This is a genomic window from Bradyrhizobium sp. CB82, from assembly GCF_029714405.1.
GTDB lineage: Bacteria > Pseudomonadota > Alphaproteobacteria > Rhizobiales > Xanthobacteraceae > Bradyrhizobium.
In genome coordinates this window covers 3,361,824-3,382,079 of the sequence record NZ_CP121650.1, presented here as the reverse complement: position 1 = coordinate 3,382,079, position 20,256 = coordinate 3,361,824, and the positions used below count along the sequence as shown (strand labels likewise).

Annotated in this window: 21 protein-coding genes; 11 read left to right on the top strand and 10 right to left on the bottom strand. The window is 62.9% G+C overall.

All coding sequences use genetic code 11. The features are described 5' to 3' along the window. Positions 1-169: 169 nt before the first annotated feature. The gene (locus QA640_RS16120) at positions 170-3,382 is read left to right on the top strand and encodes a VCBS domain-containing protein (protein WP_283041586.1); all 3,213 of its coding nucleotides are present in this window, start codon (positions 170-172) and stop codon (positions 3,380-3,382) included. Between the two features lie 173 nt (positions 3,383-3,555). Then, on the top strand, positions 3,556-3,741 hold the full coding sequence (locus QA640_RS16115) for a hypothetical protein (protein WP_283041585.1): 186 nt from the start codon (positions 3,556-3,558) through the stop codon (positions 3,739-3,741). A gap of 1,487 nt (positions 3,742-5,228) precedes the next feature. Here QA640_RS16115 and QA640_RS16110 read toward each other — a convergent pair. From QA640_RS16110 to fliL, 4 genes are read right to left on the bottom strand one after another with little or no spacing between them, the layout of a single operon-like run. Further along, positions 5,229-6,002, bottom strand: coding sequence for a flagellar protein FlbB (locus QA640_RS16110; RefSeq protein WP_283041584.1), 774 nt, complete (start codon positions 6,000-6,002; stop codon positions 5,229-5,231). Positions 6,003-6,011: 9 nt separating this feature from the next. Beyond that, positions 6,012-6,458: a DUF6468 domain-containing protein gene (locus tag QA640_RS16105; protein WP_283041583.1), complete on the bottom strand. Its 447-nt coding sequence runs from the start codon at positions 6,456-6,458 to the stop codon at positions 6,012-6,014. Further along, positions 6,455-7,657, bottom strand: coding sequence for a flagellar motor switch protein FliM (gene fliM / locus QA640_RS16100; protein WP_283041582.1), 1,203 nt, complete (start codon positions 7,655-7,657; stop codon positions 6,455-6,457). The genes QA640_RS16105 and fliM overlap by 4 nt, the downstream gene beginning before the upstream one ends. Positions 7,658-7,675: 18 nt before the next feature. Next, on the bottom strand, positions 7,676-8,176 hold the full coding sequence (gene fliL / locus QA640_RS16095) for a flagellar basal body-associated protein FliL (RefSeq protein WP_283041581.1): 501 nt from the start codon (positions 8,174-8,176) through the stop codon (positions 7,676-7,678). A gap of 388 nt (positions 8,177-8,564) precedes the next feature. Here fliL and flgF point away from each other — a divergent pair, with 388 nt between their 5' ends. Genes flgF through flgH form a run of 4 tightly spaced genes read left to right on the top strand, consistent with a single transcriptional unit; the run spans position 8,565 to position 12,011 of the window. After that, positions 8,565-9,326 (top strand): flagellar basal-body rod protein FlgF, encoded by a 762-nt coding sequence (flgF, locus tag QA640_RS16090; RefSeq protein WP_283041580.1) that lies wholly within the window; start codon positions 8,565-8,567, stop codon positions 9,324-9,326. A 21-nt stretch (positions 9,327-9,347) separates the two neighbouring features. Continuing rightward, positions 9,348-10,136: a flagellar basal-body rod protein FlgG gene (flgG, locus tag QA640_RS16085; protein ID WP_283041579.1), complete on the top strand. Its 789-nt coding sequence runs from the start codon at positions 9,348-9,350 to the stop codon at positions 10,134-10,136. A gap of 9 nt (positions 10,137-10,145) precedes the next feature. After that, a complete protein-coding gene (flgA, locus tag QA640_RS16080; RefSeq protein ID WP_283041578.1) occupies positions 10,146-11,243 on the top strand; it encodes a flagellar basal body P-ring formation chaperone FlgA in 1,098 nt (365 codons plus the stop codon). Between the two features lie 3 nt (positions 11,244-11,246). Next, positions 11,247-12,011, top strand: a complete 765-nt coding sequence (gene flgH / locus QA640_RS16075) for a flagellar basal body L-ring protein FlgH (RefSeq protein ID WP_283041577.1) — start codon at positions 11,247-11,249, stop codon at positions 12,009-12,011. Positions 12,012-12,215: 204 nt separating this feature from the next. Here the strand turns inward: flgH and QA640_RS16070 are convergent, their stop codons facing one another. The 4 genes from QA640_RS16070 to QA640_RS16055 form a co-directional block, all read right to left on the bottom strand. Beyond that, the gene (locus QA640_RS16070; RefSeq protein ID WP_283042807.1) at positions 12,216-12,995 is read right to left on the bottom strand and encodes a fumarylacetoacetate hydrolase family protein; all 780 of its coding nucleotides are present in this window, start codon (positions 12,993-12,995) and stop codon (positions 12,216-12,218) included. Positions 12,996-13,746: 751 nt separating this feature from the next. Continuing rightward, on the bottom strand, positions 13,747-14,553 hold the full coding sequence (locus QA640_RS16065; protein WP_283041576.1) for a phytanoyl-CoA dioxygenase family protein: 807 nt from the start codon (positions 14,551-14,553) through the stop codon (positions 13,747-13,749). 237 nt (positions 14,554-14,790) lie between these two features. Then, positions 14,791-15,156, bottom strand: coding sequence for an RNA polymerase-binding protein DksA (dksA, locus tag QA640_RS16060; protein WP_085966600.1), 366 nt, complete (start codon positions 15,154-15,156; stop codon positions 14,791-14,793). 213 nt (positions 15,157-15,369) lie between these two features. Next, positions 15,370-15,981 carry an NAD(P)-dependent oxidoreductase gene (locus QA640_RS16055; RefSeq protein WP_283041575.1) on the bottom strand — a complete coding sequence of 204 codons (612 nt, stop codon included), beginning with the start codon at positions 15,979-15,981 and terminating at the stop codon, positions 15,370-15,372. A gap of 129 nt (positions 15,982-16,110) precedes the next feature. Here QA640_RS16055 and QA640_RS16050 point away from each other — a divergent pair, with 129 nt between their 5' ends. Then, positions 16,111-16,482, top strand: a complete 372-nt coding sequence (locus QA640_RS16050) for a helix-turn-helix domain-containing protein (RefSeq protein ID WP_283041574.1) — start codon at positions 16,111-16,113, stop codon at positions 16,480-16,482. Between the two features lie 182 nt (positions 16,483-16,664). Here QA640_RS16050 and QA640_RS16045 read toward each other — a convergent pair whose 3' ends face one another. Continuing rightward, positions 16,665-17,078: a flagellar assembly protein FliX gene (locus QA640_RS16045; RefSeq protein ID WP_283041573.1), complete on the bottom strand. Its 414-nt coding sequence runs from the start codon at positions 17,076-17,078 to the stop codon at positions 16,665-16,667. Positions 17,079-17,348: 270 nt separating this feature from the next. Between QA640_RS16045 and QA640_RS16040 the strand changes: the two genes are divergently transcribed. The 4 genes from QA640_RS16040 to QA640_RS16025 all read left to right on the top strand — a co-directional run bounded on the left by QA640_RS16040 (position 17,349) and on the right by QA640_RS16025 (position 19,885). Next, positions 17,349-18,473 carry a flagellar basal body P-ring protein FlgI gene (locus QA640_RS16040; RefSeq protein WP_283041572.1) on the top strand — a complete coding sequence of 375 codons (1,125 nt, stop codon included), beginning with the start codon at positions 17,349-17,351 and terminating at the stop codon, positions 18,471-18,473. Continuing rightward, positions 18,473-18,838 (top strand): flagellar assembly peptidoglycan hydrolase FlgJ, encoded by a 366-nt coding sequence (gene flgJ / locus QA640_RS16035; protein ID WP_283041571.1) that lies wholly within the window; start codon positions 18,473-18,475, stop codon positions 18,836-18,838. Before QA640_RS16040 ends, flgJ begins: the two co-directional genes overlap by 1 nt. Before the next feature lie 12 nt (positions 18,839-18,850). Further along, on the top strand, positions 18,851-19,366 hold the full coding sequence (locus QA640_RS16030) for a hypothetical protein (RefSeq protein ID WP_283041570.1): 516 nt from the start codon (positions 18,851-18,853) through the stop codon (positions 19,364-19,366). 156 nt (positions 19,367-19,522) lie between these two features. Then, a complete protein-coding gene (locus QA640_RS16025) occupies positions 19,523-19,885 on the top strand; it encodes a hypothetical protein (RefSeq protein ID WP_283041569.1) in 363 nt (120 codons plus the stop codon). Here QA640_RS16025 and QA640_RS16020 read toward each other — a convergent pair. Beyond that, complete coding sequence (locus tag QA640_RS16020) at positions 19,882-20,247, bottom strand: hypothetical protein (RefSeq protein ID WP_283041568.1); 366 nt, start codon at positions 20,245-20,247, stop codon at positions 19,882-19,884. The two genes, QA640_RS16025 and QA640_RS16020, sit on opposite strands and share 4 nt — an antisense overlap. Positions 20,248-20,256 lie beyond the last annotated feature (9 nt).

The following is a 20,256-nucleotide window of genomic DNA, read 5'->3' as shown; positions in this document are numbered from 1 at the left end:
AGTGACTGGTAATCTTGAAGTGACTGGTAATTTCGATCAGCAGATTGCAGCGGGCAAACCCTAGGGCTGCCGGCGCGAGAGCATTTTGATCTCGTAGCGAGGTCAGACCAGAGCAAACACTGCGGCACCGCGCCGGCCTGAGTTTTCGTAGCAGGCGAGGTCGAAGCCTATGTCAATTGCGTTCGGCACCGAGGCCGGAGACGAGGCCTGTGTTGTCCCTCCTCTCCAAATTGTCGGCACCGTTCACAGCGCGCTCGGTTGTGCGACGATCCGCCGTGGAAGCGGTCTCGCCACTCAAATCATGGTGGGCGATCCCATCTGCCAAGGCGACGTGATCGAGACTGACGCCGACGGCCGGATTGGTCTTCGCTTCATCGACGATACTGTCTTCAACCTCTCCGGCGACACTCGTATCGAGCTGAGCGAATTCGTCTGTGGTCTCGACGACAGGTCCTGTTCAGCCCTGCTCACCATATCCAGAGGGATCTTTGCGTTTGTTGCCGGCAGGTGGGCACGAAGTGGCGCCCTGCGGATCGACACGCCCTTTGGTGGCATTCAAGGTCGGATTCATACGGGCGGCTTCGGAATGCTCACGCTCGCAGCACTGACCTTCTCGATGTTGAAGGATGCCGAGGCCGCGGACCCGAACATCACGCTCCTGGATAATGACAGGATCACATACAAGGACCTCGAGCACGGCATCTTCGAACTCGTGACCAAGGAGGCAGTTCCGCGACATATCGTCATCGAGGATCCCGGCGAAACGGTTGTGCTCAACAAAGCCGGGTCCGCGATCAGCGTCAGCCAGGTCGTCAATACCGCGGCTCGCATGGAGGAACTGCGGGAGGCCCAACATGAGGTATGGGCCAACCTCTCGAAAGAGGTGGCCCCAAAGGGCTCCAGCACGCCTCCGCCCGTCGAGTCGTTGTCGCCGGAACCGATCAATTTCACAGAGCCCGACGGTCCCGCACAGCAACATGCGCTTCCAATCGTGCTGCCGAGCACCGTCCCGATTCCCGATAATCCGATCATTCATCCGCCGACGCTCAATTTGCAGGCGGGACCGACCGAACACGACACGGTGGTGTTTGACACTTTCACCGCGACCAGCGGAACGTTCAGTGCCAGCAGTATTGACGGCACGCCACTGACCTTCGGCATCAGCGGCGGGACCGCCGGCAATACTGTGGTGGCTGGAGTGACATACGATGTGTCCAAGGACAGTCCTTATGGAACGCTCTATGTCAACAGTGCGAGCGGCGCCTACACTTTCGTGCCGAATAGTGACGCGATCAACGCGTTGACGGCGCCCACGACCGATGCCTTCGATATCACGGTGTCGGACGGCAACCTCTCCGTTAGTCAGACTTTCACGATCACCATCGATGGCGTCAACGACGCCGCCATCATCTCCGGCCCCGCGACCGGCTCGTCGATCGAAGCCAGCGGCGTTGCCAATGCGACACCCGGCATACCGAGCGCAACCGGCACACTCACCGACACCGACGTCGACAATACCGCCAATACCTTCACGGCGATCAGTTCGCCAAAAGCGAGCACAGGCGGCTATGGTACCTTCACCATGACGGCGGCCGGCGTCTGGACTTACACACTCGACAACACCAACAGCAAGGTACAAGCACTGAACGTCGGGGATACCCTCACCGACACCTTCACCGTAACCACCGTCGACGGTACGCCGCAGGTGGTGACGATCACCATTCATGGCACCAACGATGCCGCCATCGTCTCGGGTGACACGACCGGATCAGTGACCGAAGCCGCCGGCTGCAAACCGGAAACATCGATTGTGACCGGCACGCTCACCGACACCGACGTCGACAATCCAGCCAACACGTTCACGGCGATTGGCGTGCCAAAGTGCAGCGAGCACGGCTACGGTACCTTCTCGATCACGGCGACGGGCGTCTGGACCTACACGCTCGACAACAAGAATTGCGCAGTGCAAGCGCTCAACGTCGGCGACACCCTGACCGACACGTTCACCGTAGCCACCATCGATGGCACAGCACAGGTGGTGACGATCACCATCCATGGCGCCAACGACCCCGCCATCATCTCCGGCACGACGACCAGCGCGGTCACCGAGGCGGCCGGCTGCAAGCCGGGAACACCGACTGCGACCGGCACACTCACCGACACCGACGTCGACAATCCGCCCAACACGTTCACGGCGGTATGCTCGCCCGAGGCCAGCACGGGCGGCTACGGCACTTTCACGATGACGGCTGCGGGTGTGTGGACCTACACGCTCGACAACAGCAACAGTGCGGTGCAGGCGCTCAATGTCTGCGACAAGCTCACCGATACCTTTACGGTGACCACCATTGACGGCACCCCACAGGTCGTGACGATCACAATCCACGGCGCCAACGACCCAGCAATCGTCTCCGGCACCACGACCGGCTCGGTCACCGAGCCCGACTGCAAGACACAGGGAGCGCCGATTGCGACCGGTACACTCACCGACACTGACGTCGACAATCCAGCCAACACGTTCACGGTGGTTTGCGAGCCAAAATGGAGCACGCACGGCTACGGCACCTTCACGATGACGGCGTCGGGCGTGTGGACCTACACGCTCGACGAAGACAACTGCGCGGTGCAGGCACTCAAGGCCTGCGACACGCTGACAGACACCTTCAGGGTGACCACCATCGACGGCACCACGCAGGCTGTGACGATTACCATCCACGGCGCAGGCTTTCAGGGCTTCGACAGCCCGACCGCCGCAACGCAAGCGGCTTCGCCACCAATCGACGGAGCGTCGCAACATGATACCGCAACGAGTGGAGGCGACGGCAACCCGACACCTCAAGCGGCAGTCAGTCCTGTCCCAACGAATGCCGACGTGACCGGCGCGAATACCGGCAACGTGGTGACGGCCGATAAGAGCGGCGATGACATCGTCCAGGAAAAGTCCGGACCCGAAACGATCAATGGGTTCAATGCAAGCGATGCGCGCGGCGATGGACACTGGACGAACAACGGCGGCGACTGTTTTGTTTTTTCCTCCGCGGTCGCCTCGCTCTCCGGTGCACTCGAGCGCACCATTGCGTCTCTTCAGGCCGCCGGCGCGGACCATCCCGAATTATCCGATCCCGCACACTTGCTCCTGACCTCGCCTCTGCCCGCAGTGCCGGGCCCTGAAGACGCTTTCCACTTCAGGCACGAGATTCCCAATTCCAGAGGCTCGGACGCCATCGACACCGCGGAGTTGCTCCCTCTCCATTCATCGATCGATCAGGCTGCAGGCGCTGCAGCGGATCATGGTCCGGGCCAGGAGGCCGCTGACACTTCGGCTGCGGCTCTGATTCATGACGCAATCGCTCGCGCCTCCCATCACGATTTGATGGGGTGAAGAAACAGATCCCCACGTTCATGCGCGATTTCCGGGTGGCAGATCTCCCCCGTGGTTCCATATTGAAACAAAATTTGATCGAAGATCAAAGAATAGCGTGAATATTCCCCAAAAGCGTCTTGATTTCTTTCTGCCATCCCAGCTGGGCGTAATTTGTGGATGGGTAAGAACATATGACCGATCAACAATTGGCACTCAATGCGATTAGCGAGGCGCAATCGATTCTCGAGGATTACTTTCAACCTCGACCTCAGAGTATCGAACGTACTCTCGACAAGCTGATCGAAATTCTCGAACGTCCTGACCTGGTCGTCGCTGTAAATCGATTGCAGCGAAGCAATTCTCGTGCAGACCAATGAAGAACCGGCTTCGATCGATCGCCCTCGCGGCGTGCGCCGGTGCGCTGTTGCCGATCGAGATATCCGACGCCGTGGCAAAGCAACAATGCAGCAGCGCGGCCCCATCGGCTACACGGGGGCACTGGTGGTCCTATCGCATTATTGATGGGCGGAAATGCTGGTACGAGGGCAAGCCCATGCTCGACAAATCGTTGCTCGAGTGGCCGAAAGGCGAGTCCAAGCAAGCAAATGCCGCCGCGGACATTACAAGCGCCGTGGCGCCAAGGTCGACTAATCGATTGGACGCACAAGCCTCGGCCGCTAAGCAGCTCGATACGTTCGACGCCCGTTGGCGCGCTCGGATCGGAGACCGCTGACGGCTGCAAGCTGCAAGCTGGATGGCACCGGGCCTAACTTCAGTGCTCGACGACTTCGCGTGTTGCGCGGAAACTTCCGCACGCGAGCCGGCTCTCAGTGCTGCCTCTTGGTCAAATCTGCCCCAAGGGAACTCTCCTGATCCGAGCATTCGTCAACGTCACAATCCTCCTCAGACGTCGGCAACGCGTGCTGATGGTCCAACGTCGTCGTCCAGGCGGATGTCATCGCGAGAATGAGCAGGCGATTCACAGCGTCGTTCACGGCCTCAATTGCGCGCTCTGCTACGGACGCGTAGTTCATAGCTTCCTCCCGCGCTGCTGATTGCGAATGACCAAAACTAGAACGAACCGTTCGGCGCGAGTGTCGTGCACCTCACATTTGCACGCGTCAACTCATCGCACGTTCATAAGCTGAAGCTCCGTTCGGCCACAGCCGACACGCGAAGCTGGGCACTTCATCCGGCACAAGGTTGGTTGCCGAGTGCTCCAGCTCAACCCATGAGGTGTTGCAAGCAATGCACGACTCAGAATGAGTAGCGTCGTGACGATCCGAATTCGATTGGTCAGTGGGGGCTCGATCGATGCACGGGGAAGCCAATTGCATTCTGTGTAGCAGGGCACGAGCACTCGTTGCTCTCGTTCCAATCGCCAGGGGATATGTTCTGAAGGTTTATGAGTGCTCCTGTTGCCACAGCACTCTGCATCTTGTGACACGTTTCACCAAGGCGGCGCTGGTCAAGCAAAAATGCGGCATGCCAATTCCCGTCGGAAAATGGCACGACTCGTCCGCGGGCAATGTCGCCGATCGCAGAGGGCACCGTCGGCTCGCGAATTAGAGGCGGTGCAGGCCGCCTCCGCACCTAGCCGAACGTCCTCATGATCTGAGACAACATTGCCGTTGCGCCTCGGGTGTACCGGGCGCCGAAAAGCTGCTCATCCACGAAATGAAGGGCGAGGAGAGCAACAAATGTAGCCATCGCAACTCTCATGGCGAGAAGCATGATCGGCAGATATTATCGGCGGCTTAATTCATCATTGCAGTCAGACGCCGCACTGCACAAATCGTGACGTCAGCATAGCGGGATACCGCATGCCCCGAGGCTCAGTGCCGCGGGTGTCTTTGGCTGGTTTTCAATTGGGCTTTTGGGTCGGGCGGCCCTCGATCTTGGGGAGGTCGGCATCGGCGGAGCGGTCCCCGCCACTGCCGGCCCGGCGCGCCATCTCGACGGTCAGCCGCTCGGCGGCCTCGGGCTGCATCAACCCCATGATATCGGACATCTTGCGCGGCGCGATCTGCGTCGCGATCTCGATCAGCACGCCCATCTCCAGGCGGTCGAACACCCGCGCGGCGTCCTTGGGCTTCATGCCCTCATACATGGTCACGAGCCCCTTGAGGCGCTGAGCTTCCGCCGCCTTCTGCTCGGCCGCGGTGGTTGAAATACGGGACTCCACCGCCTTCATCTCCTCGACCTTGGACTCGATGCGCTTCTCGGCCGCCTTCAACAGGCTCTCGCGAATGTCGATTTCGCGCTGGCGCGCTTCCAGCTCCTGGCGACGGTTCTGCAAGCGCTCCAAAATCGCGCGCTCGGCGGGCGAAGTCTGCTCGCGGGGTTCTTCCGGCTTGATCACCTGGCCTTCGGGCTTGGTCTCGGGCGCGGCCGGCTTCGGCGCGTCTTCCTTGGAAGCCTCCTTCGGCGCCCCGTGCGTCGAGCCGGTGATGTCGGGGTCTTCGCGGCCGGTCGGGAAGTTGAGGTTCTCCTGCGCCCAGGATTTCTTGGTCGGGTTCGGCTGGTAGTCGAATACATAGCCGCCATTGATCACGAGGCCGGCGACCTTCAGCGTGGCGAGGGTGGCGACTGCGATCAGTACGACAGGAATGACGCGGATGTTACGAAAGGATTTCATGCAGCGACTTTATGCGGCAAGTCCGTTGGACCTTCTGCGCTCGGAGAACGCTTCGGCGGCCGCCGCCACCGCCTTCGCCGCCGAGGGCTTGGCGACCGGGGCTGCGGCAGCTTCCGGATTCGTCGCGGGGCGCGCGGCGATGGCGATCTTGGACAGGCGCCGCACTACGTTGTCGGCCTCCCCGAGCTGACGATAGAGCTGGTCGGACATCTGCGTTGCCGCGGCGAGCTGGCTGCCGAGATTTTCGTTGACATCGCGGACAGCGAGCTTCAGCCCGCCGATCGCGCGCTCGGCGATCTCGGTCGCTGTGATCAGCTCGGCGATGACGGCTTTCAACGAATGCTCGTCCGCCTTCAAGCGGGTCAGCCGCTTGTTGAGCAGAATGCAGTAGCCGATCGTCAGCATCAGGAGGATTGCGACCAGGGTCTCGATCGCCATGCCTAAGGAGTGGTTCATGGTGCCTCCATCATCTTGTTCTGCTCGTCGACCTTCTCGAACATCGCAAGTGTCGTGCCTGGCTTGCGCAGGGGTTTCGTCACGCGGATCGCGACGCGGTCGCCGACGCGTCCCATCCGCCCTTCCGTCAGCGTGACGCTGCCGCAGCGGACGGTCACGTTGGTATCCGCGCGCATGTCCAGCGGCAGCGTGTCGCCGACCTTGAGCCGCATCAGTTGCTTGAGCGGGATGTCGGCCTCGTAAAGCACCGCGTCGACCGCGATCTCGGCCTGCACGATCTCGGTGGCGAAGTGGCCTTCCCAGATCGGGTCGCGGCCGAACTTCTCGCCCATGAACATCTGCAGCAGCACGCCGCGGATCGGTTCGATGGTCGCATAGGGCAGCAGCAATTCGATATTGCCGCCGCGGTCTTCCATGTCGATGCGTAGGCGCACCAGGATCGCGGCGTTGGCCGGACGGCTGATCGCGGCAAAGCGCGGATTGGTCTCGAGCCGGTCGATCGTGAAGGTCACCGGCGACAGTGGCCGGAACGCCTGCTCGGCGTCAGCCAGCACCACCTCGACCAGCCGCTTGACCAGCTCGGTCTCGATCGTGGTGTAGGGCCGGCCCTCGATGCGCAGCTGGCTCGTACCGCGGCGGCCGCCGAGCAGCACGTCGATCATCGAGTAGATCAGGTTGGAGTCGACCGTCGCCATGCCGAAGTTTTCCCACTCCTCGGCCTTGAACACCGAGAGCACGGCCGGCAGTGGGATCGAGTTCATGTAGTCGCCGAAACGCACCGAGGTGATGCGGTCGAGCGAGACTTCGACGTTGTCGGAGGTGAAGTTGCGCAAGGAGGTCGTCAGCAACCGCACCAGGCGGTCGAAGACGATTTCGAGCATCGGCAGACGCTCGTAGGAGACCATCGCCGAATCGATGATCGCGCGAATGCCGGAATGGTCGTCGAGGGTGACGTCGCCGACGGTGAAGCCGAGGAGATTGTCGATCTCCTCCTGCGACAGCACGCGCTCGCCCGAGTTCTTGCCATTGCCGAGATCGCGGCTGCCGTCTTCGACCATGGCCGCCCATTGCAGGGCCATGGTCTCCGACAATTCATTCTCGGCAGCAGCCTTCGCGGCCTCCGCGGGATCCTCAGAATCGAGCGAGGCCTCCCATTGGGCGGCTATGGCATCTTGGTCGACTGGATCGTTGCCCGCCATGGCGCTAGCCCATCACCCTCACTGCACCATGACTTCCTTGAACAGCACCGCGCTGACCTGGATCGGCGCGACCGCCGCGTTGACGCGCTTGGTCAGCTCTTCCTTGAGGCGGAAGATGCCGGCCGAGCCGTTGAGGTCGGAGGGGCGCAGTTCCCGTACATAGGTCTGGAAGATGTCGGTGACTCGCGGCATCGTCGGCTTGATCGCCTCGATCTGCTTCTCTTCCTTCAACTCGAGCACGATCTTCAGCCGCAGATATTGCACGCGCTCGCCGGGCGCGCCGGCGAGGTTGACCATCATGTCGGGCACGTCGACGAAGGCCGGTGGCTTCGGCGGCGGCGCTGCCTCGGCATGGTGCTCGTCATCGCCGTGACGGAAGAAGAAGAACCAGGTCGCCGCACCGCCGCCGAGAACGGCGAGCACGGCGACAGCGATGATGATGAGCTTGAGCTTGTTCTTCGGCGGGGCCGCTTCGGCGCCTTCGGTGGCTGCGCCGCCTTCCGCTTCATTCTCTGCCATGGTCGCCGCGCTCGCTCACTATAAAGGGTCTGAGAGAGCGAAGCCCCCTGGTCGGCCAATGACGCGATACAAAATGCCCCAGCGCGCAACGCGCTCCTCATAGCTGCAAACGCTACGGTAATGATGGTTAACAGAACCTTTCGATTGCCCCCGCGCTAGGAAAAATCTGCCGGGCAAACATGGTCAACAGAACCTTTCTGCCGCTCCTCGCTCACCCCCGCCGAACACCTAAGCGACTGCAAATACGTCATTTTCTGCGTTGGCACGGGTTTCGCTGAGGAAAGGCCGAGACCGGACGGATTGGGAGAGCCCGAAGGTCTCATCGACGGGTCGGCCAAGACGCTTGGGAGAGCGGCGAAGCAGGACCTCCACAGGGGAGAACCATCCGATGCAGAACGCGCTTCTGGTCGGTTTATCGCGGCAGATGACGTTGGAGCGGCAGATGGATGTCATCGCCAACAACGTCGCCAATGCCAACACCAACGGCTTCAAGGCCGATCGCACGCTTTTTGAGGAATTCCTCAACTCCGGCGCGCATGAGGACAATTTCGTCGGCTCCGATCGCCGGATCTCCTATGTGCAGGACCGCGGCACCTTCCGCGACGTCGGCCAGGGCCCGATGGAGGAGACCAAGAACCCGCTCGACCTCGCGGTCGACGGCAATTCCTATTTCGCGGTGCAGACGGCCGACGGCGAGCGCTACACCCGCGACGGCAAGTTTTCGCTCAACAACCAGGGCCAGCTCGTCACCTCGGACGGCAACCTCGTGCTCGGCAATGCCGGCCCGATCACCTTCCAGCCGACCGACCACGACATCAACGTCGCGCCCGACGGCACGGTGACAGTGCTCGAGGGCACCGCCCGTACGGACTCCATCCGCGGCAAGATCCGCATGGTCGCCTTCGACGATCCGCAGAAGCTCGCCAAGCAGGGGGCCAATCTCTACGCCCAGGGTTCCGCGAACCAGCAGGCCGACGCCAAGTCAACCGTGCGCCAGGGCTACATCGAGAAGTCGAACGTGAACGCGGTCGGTGAGATGAGCCGCATGGTCGAGGTGATGCGGATGTACACCCAGGTCGCCAACCTGCTGCAGCAGCAGAGCGACATGCACAAATCGGCGATCGAGAAGCTCGCCGACGTTCCAGCGTAACGCCATCAGGAGACGATTGACATGCAAGCGCTTCACACCGCTGCGACCGGAATGGCGGCACAGGAACTCAACGTGCAGGTCATTTCCAACAACATCGCGAACCTGCGCACCACCGGCTTCAAGAAACAGACCGCGGCGTTCCAGGATTTGATCTACGAGCACATCCGCCGCGTCGGCGCGCAGTCGTCCGACCAGGGCACCATCCTGCCGATCGGCGTCGACATCGGCGGCGGCGTCAAGACGGTCGGCACACCGCGCAGCATGACGCAGGGTACGCTGTCGCAGACCGGCAACGATCTCGATCTGGCAGTCTCGGGCGAAGGTTTCTTCAAGATCCTGATGCCTGACGGGACCTTCCAGTACACCCGCGACGGCACCTTCCAGATGGACAACCAGGGTCGCATCGTCACCGCGCAGGGCAACCCGGTGCAGCCGACCATCACGATCCCGAACAACGCCTCGGGCCTTACCGTCAACGTGCAGGGCCAGGTCTCGGTGACGCTGCCGGGCTCGTCGACTTCGAGCGTCATCGGCCAACTCTCGCTGACGCGCTTCATCAACAAGGCGGGCCTCCAGCCGGTCGGCAGCAACCAGTTCACTGAGACACCCTCCTCCGGCGCGCCGCAGGACGGCACTGCGAGCTCCCAAGGCTATGGCACGATCACGCAGGGCAGCCTCGAACAGGCCAATGTCGACGTGGTCTCGGAAATGAGCGACCTGATCGCCGCGCAGCGCGCCTACGAGATGAACGCCAAGGTGATCAGCGCCGCCGACCAGATGATGCAATCCACGACGGCCCTGTTCCGCTAGGGAATGACGATGATGCGCAAGACCATCACTGCCCTCGCCGCCCTGCTCGCGCTGTCCGTGCCAGCATATGCCGCCGAAGACGGCATCGCCCCGCCGATGCTGCGCGCCAGCATCACCGTCACCTCCGACGTGGTGCGGGTCGGCGACCTCATCGACAATGCGGGCTCCGCCGCGCAGATCCCGGTCTATCGCTCGCCCGATCTCGGCACCACCGGCGCGCTGCCCGTCGCGCAGGTACTGAGCGTACTGCGCGCCAAGCAGGTGATCGGCGTGATGACCGGCGACCTCAAGGAGGTCACGGTCACGCGGCTCGCGCGCACCATTACCAACAAGGATCTCGAGCTCGCAGTCGCCTCCGCGCTCGAGCGCCGCTTCGGCCTTGGAGACGCCGCCAACATCACCGTCACTTTCGACCGCGGCGTCTCCGACGTGCGGCTGGACGCCTCCAACACCGGCGCGCTCCAGGCGATCGCCACGCGCTACGACGCGCGCAGCGGCCGCTTCGACCTGAGCTTCGAGATCAACAATGAGAACAGCCTCGCGCCGGCCAGGCTGCGCCTCACCGGCACCGCGATCGAGAGCGTGGAGGTCGCCGTGCTGACCCGCGACATCGACCGCACCGAGTTGCTGAAATCGTCCGACGTCGCGCTGGAGCGACGCCCGAAGGCGGACGTTCCGGGCGAAGCGGCCTCGCGCGAGCGCGCGGTCGGCATGCAGCTCCGTCATCCGATGCGGGCGGGGACCCCGATCCGCGTCGCCGACATCGCAAAGCCCGACCTCGTCCAGCGCGACCAGAACGTCACCATCATCTACCAGGTGCCGGGCCTCTATCTCACGACCCGGGGCAAGGCGGTCGATAGCGGCTCCGAAGGCGACACCGTCTCCGTCCTCAACGTGCAATCCAAGCGCACGCTCCAGGGCGTCGTCACCGGCCGCGGCCAGGTCACGATCCAGGGCGCCAGCCAATCCGCGCCGGCCGCCCCCGCAGTCGAACAGACCTCGTCCAGGCGCGAGGAGACGCCCGCAGCGGCCGCCCTCGCCCAAAGCCTGATCCAGGCCCCCGTTTCGCCAACCCAGATCGCGCAAGCACAAGCCAAGTCAGAGTAAGTCATGTCCAAGTTCAGTTCCGCGGCCCGTCTTCGTCGTATCGCCCTCTCCGGCACGCTGCTCGCAACCTTCGTCTTTGCGAGCGGGTGCTCCTCGATCGACCGCCTGTCGCAGATCGGCGAACAGCCGAAACTGTCCGCGATCGACAATCCGACGACGCAGCCCGGCTACAGGCCGGTGCAGATGCCGATGCCGAAGCCGGAAGTCGCCTCCTACAATCCGAACTCGCTGTGGCGCAACGGCAGCCGCGCCTTCTTCAAGGACCAGCGCGCTCATCAGGTCGGCGACCTCCTGACGGTGACGGTCAACTTCACGGACAAGGCCAACATCGCCAACGAAACCCAGCGCAGCCGTACCAGTAAGGAGGATTCGGGGATCACCGATTTCATCGGTAGCAAGACGGTGACGCAGCCGCTAAAAGTCCTGCCCGGCCGTATCCTCACCACCGATTCAACGTCCTCCGCCGACGGCAAGGGCTCGGTCCAGCGCCAGGAAGCCTTGCAGACCAACGTCGCCGCCGTGGTCACGCAGGTGCTGCCCAACGGCAACTTGGTCGTTGAAGGCAAGCAGGAGATCCGCGTCAATTACGAGATCCGCGAGCTGGTTGTCGCCGGCATCGTTCGGCCCGAGGACATCCAGAGCGACAACACCATCGACTCCAGCAAGATCGCCCAGGCCCGCATCGCCTATGGCGGCCGCGGCCAGATCACCGACGTGCAACAGCCGCGCTACGGCCAGCAAGTGATGGACGTGCTGCTGCCTTTCTGAGAGTTTCTTTGAGAGCTCCCACATCTCGTTGTGAACCTAGGCACGACGCGATGTTCTACGCGGCCTCCGGTAGCTCCCCTGCCGGAGGCCGCAAGAATTTTAGCAAGACGGCACAACCGCGGACCGCGAGTGCGGTTCCGCCGTTGGAATACCGCGCAGATACACTCCGTCATTGCAATGACGGAGGAGAATGAGGTTATGTCCTCACGTAAACTTCGCCTCCACCACACCCAGCCCGTCCAGTTCCATCCTCACCTTGTCTCCAGCCTTCAGCCACAGCGTTTTCACGAGGCTGCCGGTGAGCACGAGTTGGCCGGCATGCAGGCCCTTGCCTTCGGCGGCAAGGTGGTTGGCGAGCCAGGCAAGCGCGTTGTGGGGATGGCCGAGCACGTCGGCGCCGGTGCCGTTGCCAGCCTCTTCGCCGTTGATAAGGGCGCGGCCGGCGACCGCCTTGAGGTCGGGCAGCGACGAACGCGGGACAGCCTCGCCAAGCACGCAGCCGGCGGCGAAGAAATCATCCGCGATCAGCGTCGGCGCGCCCATCGTCTCCCACTTCACATAGCGGTCATCGACGATTTCGATGGCGGGAGCGTAGGCATCCACCGCCTCTCCCACCCATTCGGCGGTGAACGGCGCCTCGCCGGGCGCAAGATCGCGCTTCAGCCGCACGCCGATCTCGCATTCGACGCCGACGCGGACATAGTCGGAGGCAGCCAGTTTTGCGCCGCTGTCATGCACGACCTTCTCGAACACGCCGCCGGCGCAGGGATGGTCGATCTTCATGTAGTCCTGCATGACCTGGCTGGTGCAGCCGATCTTGTAGCCGACGAGCGGGCCTGCATGCGGCAGCAGCAGATCATGCAGCGCACGCTGGATCTTGTACCCCTCGGCCTCATCGCGCGGGGGAACCTCGAGCGGCGCGAGCGGGGCATGATTGCGGCGCGCCAGCGCGATCGCCTTTGCGGCTGTGAGAATTCTGTCCACCATCGGCGCCGCCTCCAACGCTACGCAACTCTACCGCGCACTTCAGCATCCCGGCCTCCGGCTGACAAGCGCCGCCGGGTGCGTGCATGTCATGCCTCGACCAGGCCGAGCCGGGTCGGGCGCTCGCCGAAGCCCAGGATTGCCTCTTAATTAATTGGGACCACGCCTGCCAGCCCAGCAGCGGTCCGGCGCCTGAAATCGTGGAACCCGGCGCGCTGCCGGTTCCCTCTCCCGCTGCAGCAACCCGCAGGGTGCTGTCGCCGATCATCTCGTTCTCGTCATTCGGGACGGCGGTCGAGAGCGGCGAGCGACATGCAGGACGTCGTCGCAGCCCGCAACTGCCTCGCGCCAGCCCTCGTCTTGGGTCGGATGTCGCAAAATCTGCGCTCGCGGGCCGGCAAATTTGATCCACCAGACCCTACTGCCGGCCTTTAAGGAGTTGTTGAGCCGGTCCAGGCTTTATGGCGGTGCGTGCCCCGCACTCCCGCAGGATGCGTGATGACGGCAATGCTTCGTGCCGCTGGTCGCATCTTTAGACATTGAGTCGATCCTATTGCTCCGACTCGCAAATACATCCTCACCTGAAGTGAAGGCTCTTTCTCATGCGAGCTCACGTGAGCATGAAGGAGTTGAGTCTAGCCCCTTGATCGTGATTCATTTTTCCCGTTCGCGGTGAACTGGATCACCGCTGGACGTGGTCGTGGCGCGCGAACGCGGGCCACGACAGCATGAGCGAACCACATTGCCTTCGTCACGCACGTTCTAGTGCGATGCGGATCGCGATCTCCACCGGCGAATAGTCGCCGTCCGCTCGCTCCAGCCGGTAGGGTTCGGCGAGGTGCAGGCACGGTTGCACCAGGAAGCGCGGCCACGTTCCCCGGTGTTTCTGCGCGGCATGAACCAGGAAGGGATGGCAGATGTAGACCGTACCGGCCGGGCCGGTCGCAAGCGCGATCGGGCAGTCCGCCCCCATTCCATCCAGCTCCATGCGCGCCCGGCCCGCCTCGCCAGCTGGCTCGAGATAGCGCGCCATCTGAAGGTGCGAGCCGACCCGGATCCGGGTCGGTGCATCGTTTTCGCCGACATCGGAGAACAGGAACAGGAGCAGCAGCGCCCGCCCCCGCGAGGTGATGTTGACGCGCCAGGCCGAGAAATCGCTCGTCTCGTTCGGGTCGCAGTCCTCGTCGGGGAAGCTGACGTCGACATGCCAGCCGGCATCACCCGGATCGTCCGGGTGCGGGAAGCGGACCGGCAAGGTGCCGATGTCACGGCGCGGACGCCATCGCCCCGGTCCCACGATCTGGTCGAACGCCGCATGAAGCACGGCCGTGTTGATGGCGTCGCGGAACGGCGCATCACTATAGCCCGGCAGCCTGATCACCGGTCGGGTCCATGTCGCAGGGTCATGCTCCCTGCACGGCAGGTCGCGCCACATGATGGCACGGGCCGCGTCGGCAAGGTCGCGGGAGAATGCGTTGTCGATCCGGACAAAACCGTCACGGATGAAGTGGGCGATTCGCGCGGGCTCGAGCGCGCGCCGGCATTCATGGTCAGTCATGATTGTCTCTCATTGGGGCGCCAGCCTGTCTCGTCCGCGAAATGCGGAACTGGCCGGCATAATCGATCGGGGATCGCGCAATCAGGATTGCAGATGCGGTACCTCCGCGGCGGAGGCGTTGCCGCTCAGCCCAGGAAGAAGACCGATGCGATATTGAGAGAGCAAAACATCATGGCCGCGCGAGTCTACGCGCGGGATCCGCGGCATTCAAGCGGCGGACGCCTTTGGCTTTCCGGCCTATTCGTCGCGATAGACCTTTTCGCGCTTCTCGTGGCGCTCCTGCGCTTCCACCGACAGCGTTGCGATCGGGCGGGCTTCCAGCCGCTTCAACGAGATCGGCTCGCCGGTCTCTTCGCAATAGCCGTAGGTGTTGTCCTCGATGCGCTGGAGCGCGGCGTCGATCTTGGCGATCAGCTTGCGCTGGCGGTCGCGGGCGCGCAGTTCGATGGCGCGGTCGGTTTCGGACGAAGCCCGATCGGCGAGATCGGGGTGGTTCACGTTCTCCTCCTGCAGGGCTTGCAGGGTGAGCTTGGACTCTTTGAGGATCTCATCCTTCCAGGCGAGGAGCTTCAAACGGAAGTACTCCTTCTGCCGGTCGTTCATGAAAGGCTCTTTTTCGGTCGGTCGGTAATTTTTCAACTTTTCCAAGGGCGGCCTATTCTTTTTAAGCAACGACTCGCGACGGACAGGGTCCGTTGAGCGGGGCTTATATAGCGGCCTCCTGTGACAGACAATATTTCCCTGATCTTGGCGTTACCGCCTCCAAGTCCTTGCACCGGCAGGTTTATCGGCAAGTGCCTGGGGGCGGTTATCCACTCAATAGCCGACCGTGAAGCGCTTCCGCAGATGCGAAGGCCGCTCGATCTCATCGGCGAGCGCAATGGCGTAATCGGCGAAGGTGATCCAGCTCTTCCCGCTCGCATCTGCGAGAAGCTGATCAGTCCCAAGCCGGAACTTGCCGGTCCGCTCACCCTCCACGAACAGTGCTGAAGGCGAGATGAAGGTCCAGTTCAGCTCCTTTTCCTGCCGCAACAGGTCCAGGAATGCGGAACCTTTCTCCGCTTCTGCCTTGTATTGCGCGGGAAAACCGGGGGTTGTGACCAGTTTCACGCCGGGGGCAACCTCGAGGCTGCCCGCACCGCCAACCACGATGTAGCGGCCGACCTTGGAGGCCTTGGCAGCGCCAATCAGCTTGTGCGGGTCACTGGCCATGAAGTGTACGGAACTGATCGCGACGTCATGCCCGGCCCACAGCTCAATGAGCCGAGCCTGGTCGAGCACATCGCCCTTGGTCGGGGTAACATTTGGCAGGCTGGCGATCCTCTCTGGGTTCCGGGCAATCGCGGTGACGATATGCCCGCGGCGGGACAGTTCCTTGGTGATCTCCGAACCGGCCCGGCCCGAGGCCCCGGTGACTGCGATTTTCATGGAAGGCTCCTTTGCTTCTGTGGTAACTAGTGGTAACTAGATATCGCAAAGGATGCTGGTGTTAAGAGAGCACTTTTGCCTTACCTGCTTACGCAAGAGTAACCGGAACGGATCGCGAGGAACGAAGACATGAAGCCCGATGTCTACGCAGCCAATTGCCCGACGCGCCAGATCCTGGATCGTGTTGGCGACAAATGGGCTGTGCTGATCCTGTTGCTGCTGCGCGAGGAGGCGATGCGTTTCAATCGGTTGCGCCGGACGATTGAAGGCATTTCGCAGAAGATGCTGAGTCAGGTTCTCAAATCGCTCGAACGCGACGGACTGATCAAGCGCCGCGCCATGGCAACCGTTCCGGTGACGGTCGAGTATTCGATCACGCAGCTCGGGCTGACGCTCGCAGCCGCGGTCGATCCCTTGCGCGACTGGGCTGAGCAGAACCTGAAGGACGTCCTCGCCGCTCAGCGCCGCTACGACGCGCAGCAGAAGCAGGAAGCAGCGTGAGAGCGCAGGCGATCTGTGCGCATCAAACTCCGCTGTCATGCCTGGCTTGACCGGTTGAATGCGCCCAGTATTCCAAACAGCGTAATTCATAACAGGGGCCGCAGCGCACTGGTCGCCCGGTCAAGCCGGGCGACGACCGCTGAGAGGTAGTACGTGAACGCGGTCGGCAACGAGCCCGCGGCTCAGCCCTGTCCGGCCTTTGCCAGTTCAACCTCGACGCGGAGCTCGATCTCGGAGAGCACGGCATCAAGACCTGGATCGCCGGAGGACGATTTGAGGTTCGCTGCCGCATCGCGCAGGCGCATCACCGTCGAGGCATCGAGATTGCCCGACAACAGTCCCATCTTGAGATCATCGAGCACATCGAGCGCGGACTTGCCACGGGCGACCGAGCGCTTGCGCCGCTCGACCGGATCCTCCTCGATGCCCTGCAGCGCGAGCAGGGCATCGATGTTGGCGGCGGCCTTCGGCGCGGATGCGGACTTGGTGTCCTGTGTCGAGGAGGTGTCAGGCAGCACGAAGGTGCCGGAGCTCGTTCGCCTGGTCTGGCTGGCGGGCGCTCCAAGCGTGGTGCCGTTCGGTCCGTAGATGCGCATCGAAGGAATCCGCGTGATCGATGGCGGCAGCTTCGCTGCATTATGGTTAACGAGGCGTAAACAGCCCGGCAAAATCTGCCGACAGGCGGCAGTTTCGTTTCCTAAGACGAACACCGGCTGGCGCCGACAAAGCGCAATTTAATCAACCTATTCAGCCACCTAGCTTGACCGCACCACGCTGGCACAGCGCTCGCATAGAGAGGTTCGGACCAGCTCGTCATGGGAGTGTCGAACCGGTCCGAGATCTGAAGGAGCCTCGGGGAGCAGAGGATGCCAGGCGTGCGTTGGGCAAGGTTATTGGGGGTGGCAAGTGCCGCGCTGTCAGCGCTGGCGCTCGCGGCCGCGCCTGCAAGCGCAACCTCGCGCATCAAGGACCTCGCCAATATCGAAGGCGTCCGGCAGAACCAGCTCATCGGCTACGGCCTCGTCGTCGGCCTCAACGGCACCGGCGACACGCTCAACAACATCCCCTTCACCAAGCAGTCGCTGCAGGCGATGCTCGAGCGCATGGGCGTCAACATCCGCGGCGCCACCATCCGCACCGGCAACGTCGCCGCCGTCATGGTCACCGGCAATCTGCCTGCCTTCGCGACGCAAGGCACGCGCATGGACGTCACGGTGTCCGCGCTCGGCGATGCCAAGAATCTGCAGGGCGGCACCCTGCTCGTCACCCCCCTGTTGGGTGCCGACGGCAACGTCTATGCGGTCGCCCAGGGCTCGCTGGCGATCTCCGGCTTCCAGGCCGAGGGCGAAGCCGCCAAAATCGTCCGCGGCGTGCCGACGGTTGGGCGCATCGCCAACGGCGCCATCATCGAGCGCGAGATCGAGTTCGCACTGAACCGCCTGCCGAACGTGCGGCTGGCGCTCCGCAACGCCGACTTCACCACGGCAAAGCGCATCGCCGCCGCCATCAACGACTATCTCGGCGTCAAGAGCGCCGAGCCGCTCGATCCCTCCACCGTGCAACTCTCGATCCCGCCCGAGTTCAAGGGCAACGTCGTCGCCTTCCTCACCGAGATCGAACAGCTCCAGGTCGATCCCGATCTTGCCGCCAAAATCATCATCGACGAACGAAGCGGCATCATCGTGATGGGCCGCGACGTCCGCGTCGCCACCGTCGCAGTCGCGCAGGGCAATCTCACCGTCACGATTTCCGAGAGCCCGCAAGTCAGCCAGCCCAATCCGCTGTCGCGCGGCCGCACCGTGGTCACCCCACGCACCGGCGTCAGCGTCACCGAGGACGGCAAGAAGTTCGCGGTCGTCAAGGACGGCGTCTCGCTCCAGCAGCTCGTCGACGGCCTCAACGGCCTCGGCATCGGCCCGCGCGACCTCATCAGCATCCTCCAGGCGATCAAGGCCGCCGGCGCGATCGAAGCCGACATCGAGGTGATGTGATGCAGACCAGCACGATCAATTCGGCCCCCATCGCCTCCTCAGCCTTCTCGGTGCAGAGCCGTAACGGCAGGCCCGACTTCGAGCTCGCCGCCGCCCTGCAAAAAGTCTCGCCGCAGCAGCAGGCCAAGGCCCAGAAGACCGCGACCGACTTCGAGGGCATGTTCCTCAACGCGATGTTCTCGCAGATGACGTCGGGCCTGAAGGGCGAAGGTCCGTTCGGCGACACGGTCGGCACCGGCGTGTGGCGCTCGATGCTGACCGAGCAGTACTCGAAGAATTTCGCCAACGCCGGCGGTGTCGGCGTGGCCAGCGAAGTCTACCGCACCCTCATCCTGCAGCAGGCGAAAACCGTCCGCACGGCATAAGGTCCAAACGACATGAACCACTTCAACTCGTCACGTCAGCCGGTGCCCGCCCCTCGCGCTGCCGCCGCCCCCGGTAGCGCGAGCGCGCCGGGCAGCGCCGAGGCCCGCAAGCTCGCCGAGGACCTGATGGATGCGATGAACGCGCTGCTCGGGCTGATCGAGCGGGAGACCGAACTGGTGCGTGCCGGCCGCTTGCGCGAAGCGCTTGCATTTGATTCGAAGAAGCAGGAATTGTCCCGCCGCTACGTCGGCGCTGTCAGCCAGCTCAAGGCGAACCAGACCCAGCTTGCGAAATCCGCGCCCGAGCTGCTCTCGACGCTGCACCGTCATCACGATGCGTTCCGCGCCATGCTTCAGGTCAACCTCACCGTGCTCGCAACCGCACACGCGGTGTCCGAAAGCGTGATCCGCGGCGTCAACGCCGAGATTCAGAAGCGCAATGTGCCGAACACCTACACTGCCGCCGGCCGGCGCGCGGCACCGGGTCCGCGCCACATCACGCCGCTCTCGGTCAGCCGCTCGCTCTGATCGCGGCAATAAATAGCGACAATTTTCCTCAAAACCGCACGCCGATCTTGGTGCGCGGCTAGGTACGTTTCCTAACTGGAGCTTTAAACCTGGCGCCCATAGTTGCGCGATTAGACGGGTTGGGATTTGACTCGGGGGCAAGGCCAGGAGGCTGCCGTGAGTACAGATTTCAGCATCAGGCCGGTGGGGATACCGGCTCCCATATTGTCAGTAACGACGTCGAACACGGCGGCGAACGATGCCGTGCAGACCGATTTACCGGTCAGCCAGACGGTCGCCGCAAGCGACGCGAGCGCGGCCGCGCGCAACGATTTGCAGGACAATGAGAACGTCTCGCGCCAGGTCGTGTTCAACCAGGCCGCGGCTTCGTTCGTCTTCCAGGTCGTCAATGAAAAGACGGACGCGGTGGTGACGCAATTTCCCGACGAAGCGATGCTGCGCCGTCGCGCCTATTTCCATGCGCTGGATTTGAGCAGGTCCGAGCCGTCGCGTCCGGTCTCGACCGACCGCAGCGCCTAGGCGTCCAGCGTGGCCTGAGCCGTATCGAGATAGGTCGAGCCGGTCGCAGGATCGGTCACGACATTCTTGATCTGCGCCTTGCCGATATTTGTCAGCGTGAACTTCGTATTGCCGAAGCGAAATGAGCTGTCCTTGATCAGCACCTGCTGATACTGCGTCGTGCTGCCGCTCTGATACCTGACCTGCGCGCGAAAGCCGTCGACATTCGAGATGGCAAGCGAGAACGTCTTGCCGTCGGGATATTTGCCCGTCCAGGTGCCCTTGTAGAGCGTCGGATCAACGGCGACGTATTTGGTCTTGCTGGGAGTGGATACGCCGGCCGCTTTGTACGACGTCGACAGGATGCTCATGAGGTCGGCCACGACGAACCT

What these genes read in the sequence shown, in the direction of transcription:
- QA640_RS16120 (WP_283041586.1), top strand. Translation starts at nt 170, where the DNA reads ATGTCAATTGCGTTCGGCACCGAGGCCGGAGACGAGGCCTGTGTTGTC.
- QA640_RS16115 (WP_283041585.1), top strand. Translation starts at nt 3,556, where the DNA reads ATGACCGATCAACAATTGGCACTCAATGCGATTAGCGAGGCGCAATCG.
- QA640_RS16110 (WP_283041584.1), bottom strand. Translation starts at nt 6,002, where the DNA reads ATGAAATCCTTTCGTAACATCCGCGTCATTCCTGTCGTACTGATCGCA.
- QA640_RS16105 (WP_283041583.1), bottom strand. Translation starts at nt 6,458, where the DNA reads ATGAACCACTCCTTAGGCATGGCGATCGAGACCCTGGTCGCAATCCTC.
- fliM (WP_283041582.1), bottom strand. Translation starts at nt 7,657, where the DNA reads ATGGCGGGCAACGATCCAGTCGACCAAGATGCCATAGCCGCCCAATGG.
- fliL (WP_283041581.1), bottom strand. Translation starts at nt 8,176, where the DNA reads ATGGCAGAGAATGAAGCGGAAGGCGGCGCAGCCACCGAAGGCGCCGAA.
- flgF (WP_283041580.1), top strand. Translation starts at nt 8,565, where the DNA reads ATGCAGAACGCGCTTCTGGTCGGTTTATCGCGGCAGATGACGTTGGAG.
- flgG (WP_283041579.1), top strand. Translation starts at nt 9,348, where the DNA reads ATGCAAGCGCTTCACACCGCTGCGACCGGAATGGCGGCACAGGAACTC.
- flgA (WP_283041578.1), top strand. Translation starts at nt 10,146, where the DNA reads ATGATGCGCAAGACCATCACTGCCCTCGCCGCCCTGCTCGCGCTGTCC.
- flgH (WP_283041577.1), top strand. Translation starts at nt 11,247, where the DNA reads ATGTCCAAGTTCAGTTCCGCGGCCCGTCTTCGTCGTATCGCCCTCTCC.
- QA640_RS16065 (WP_283041576.1), bottom strand. Translation starts at nt 14,553, where the DNA reads ATGACTGACCATGAATGCCGGCGCGCGCTCGAGCCCGCGCGAATCGCC.
- dksA (WP_085966600.1), bottom strand. Translation starts at nt 15,156, where the DNA reads ATGAACGACCGGCAGAAGGAGTACTTCCGTTTGAAGCTCCTCGCCTGG.
- QA640_RS16055 (WP_283041575.1), bottom strand. Translation starts at nt 15,981, where the DNA reads ATGAAAATCGCAGTCACCGGGGCCTCGGGCCGGGCCGGTTCGGAGATC.
- QA640_RS16050 (WP_283041574.1), top strand. Translation starts at nt 16,111, where the DNA reads ATGAAGCCCGATGTCTACGCAGCCAATTGCCCGACGCGCCAGATCCTG.
- QA640_RS16045 (WP_283041573.1), bottom strand. Translation starts at nt 17,078, where the DNA reads ATGCGCATCTACGGACCGAACGGCACCACGCTTGGAGCGCCCGCCAGC.
- QA640_RS16040 (WP_283041572.1), top strand. Translation starts at nt 17,349, where the DNA reads ATGCCAGGCGTGCGTTGGGCAAGGTTATTGGGGGTGGCAAGTGCCGCG.
- flgJ (WP_283041571.1), top strand. Translation starts at nt 18,473, where the DNA reads ATGCAGACCAGCACGATCAATTCGGCCCCCATCGCCTCCTCAGCCTTC.
- QA640_RS16030 (WP_283041570.1), top strand. Translation starts at nt 18,851, where the DNA reads ATGAACCACTTCAACTCGTCACGTCAGCCGGTGCCCGCCCCTCGCGCT.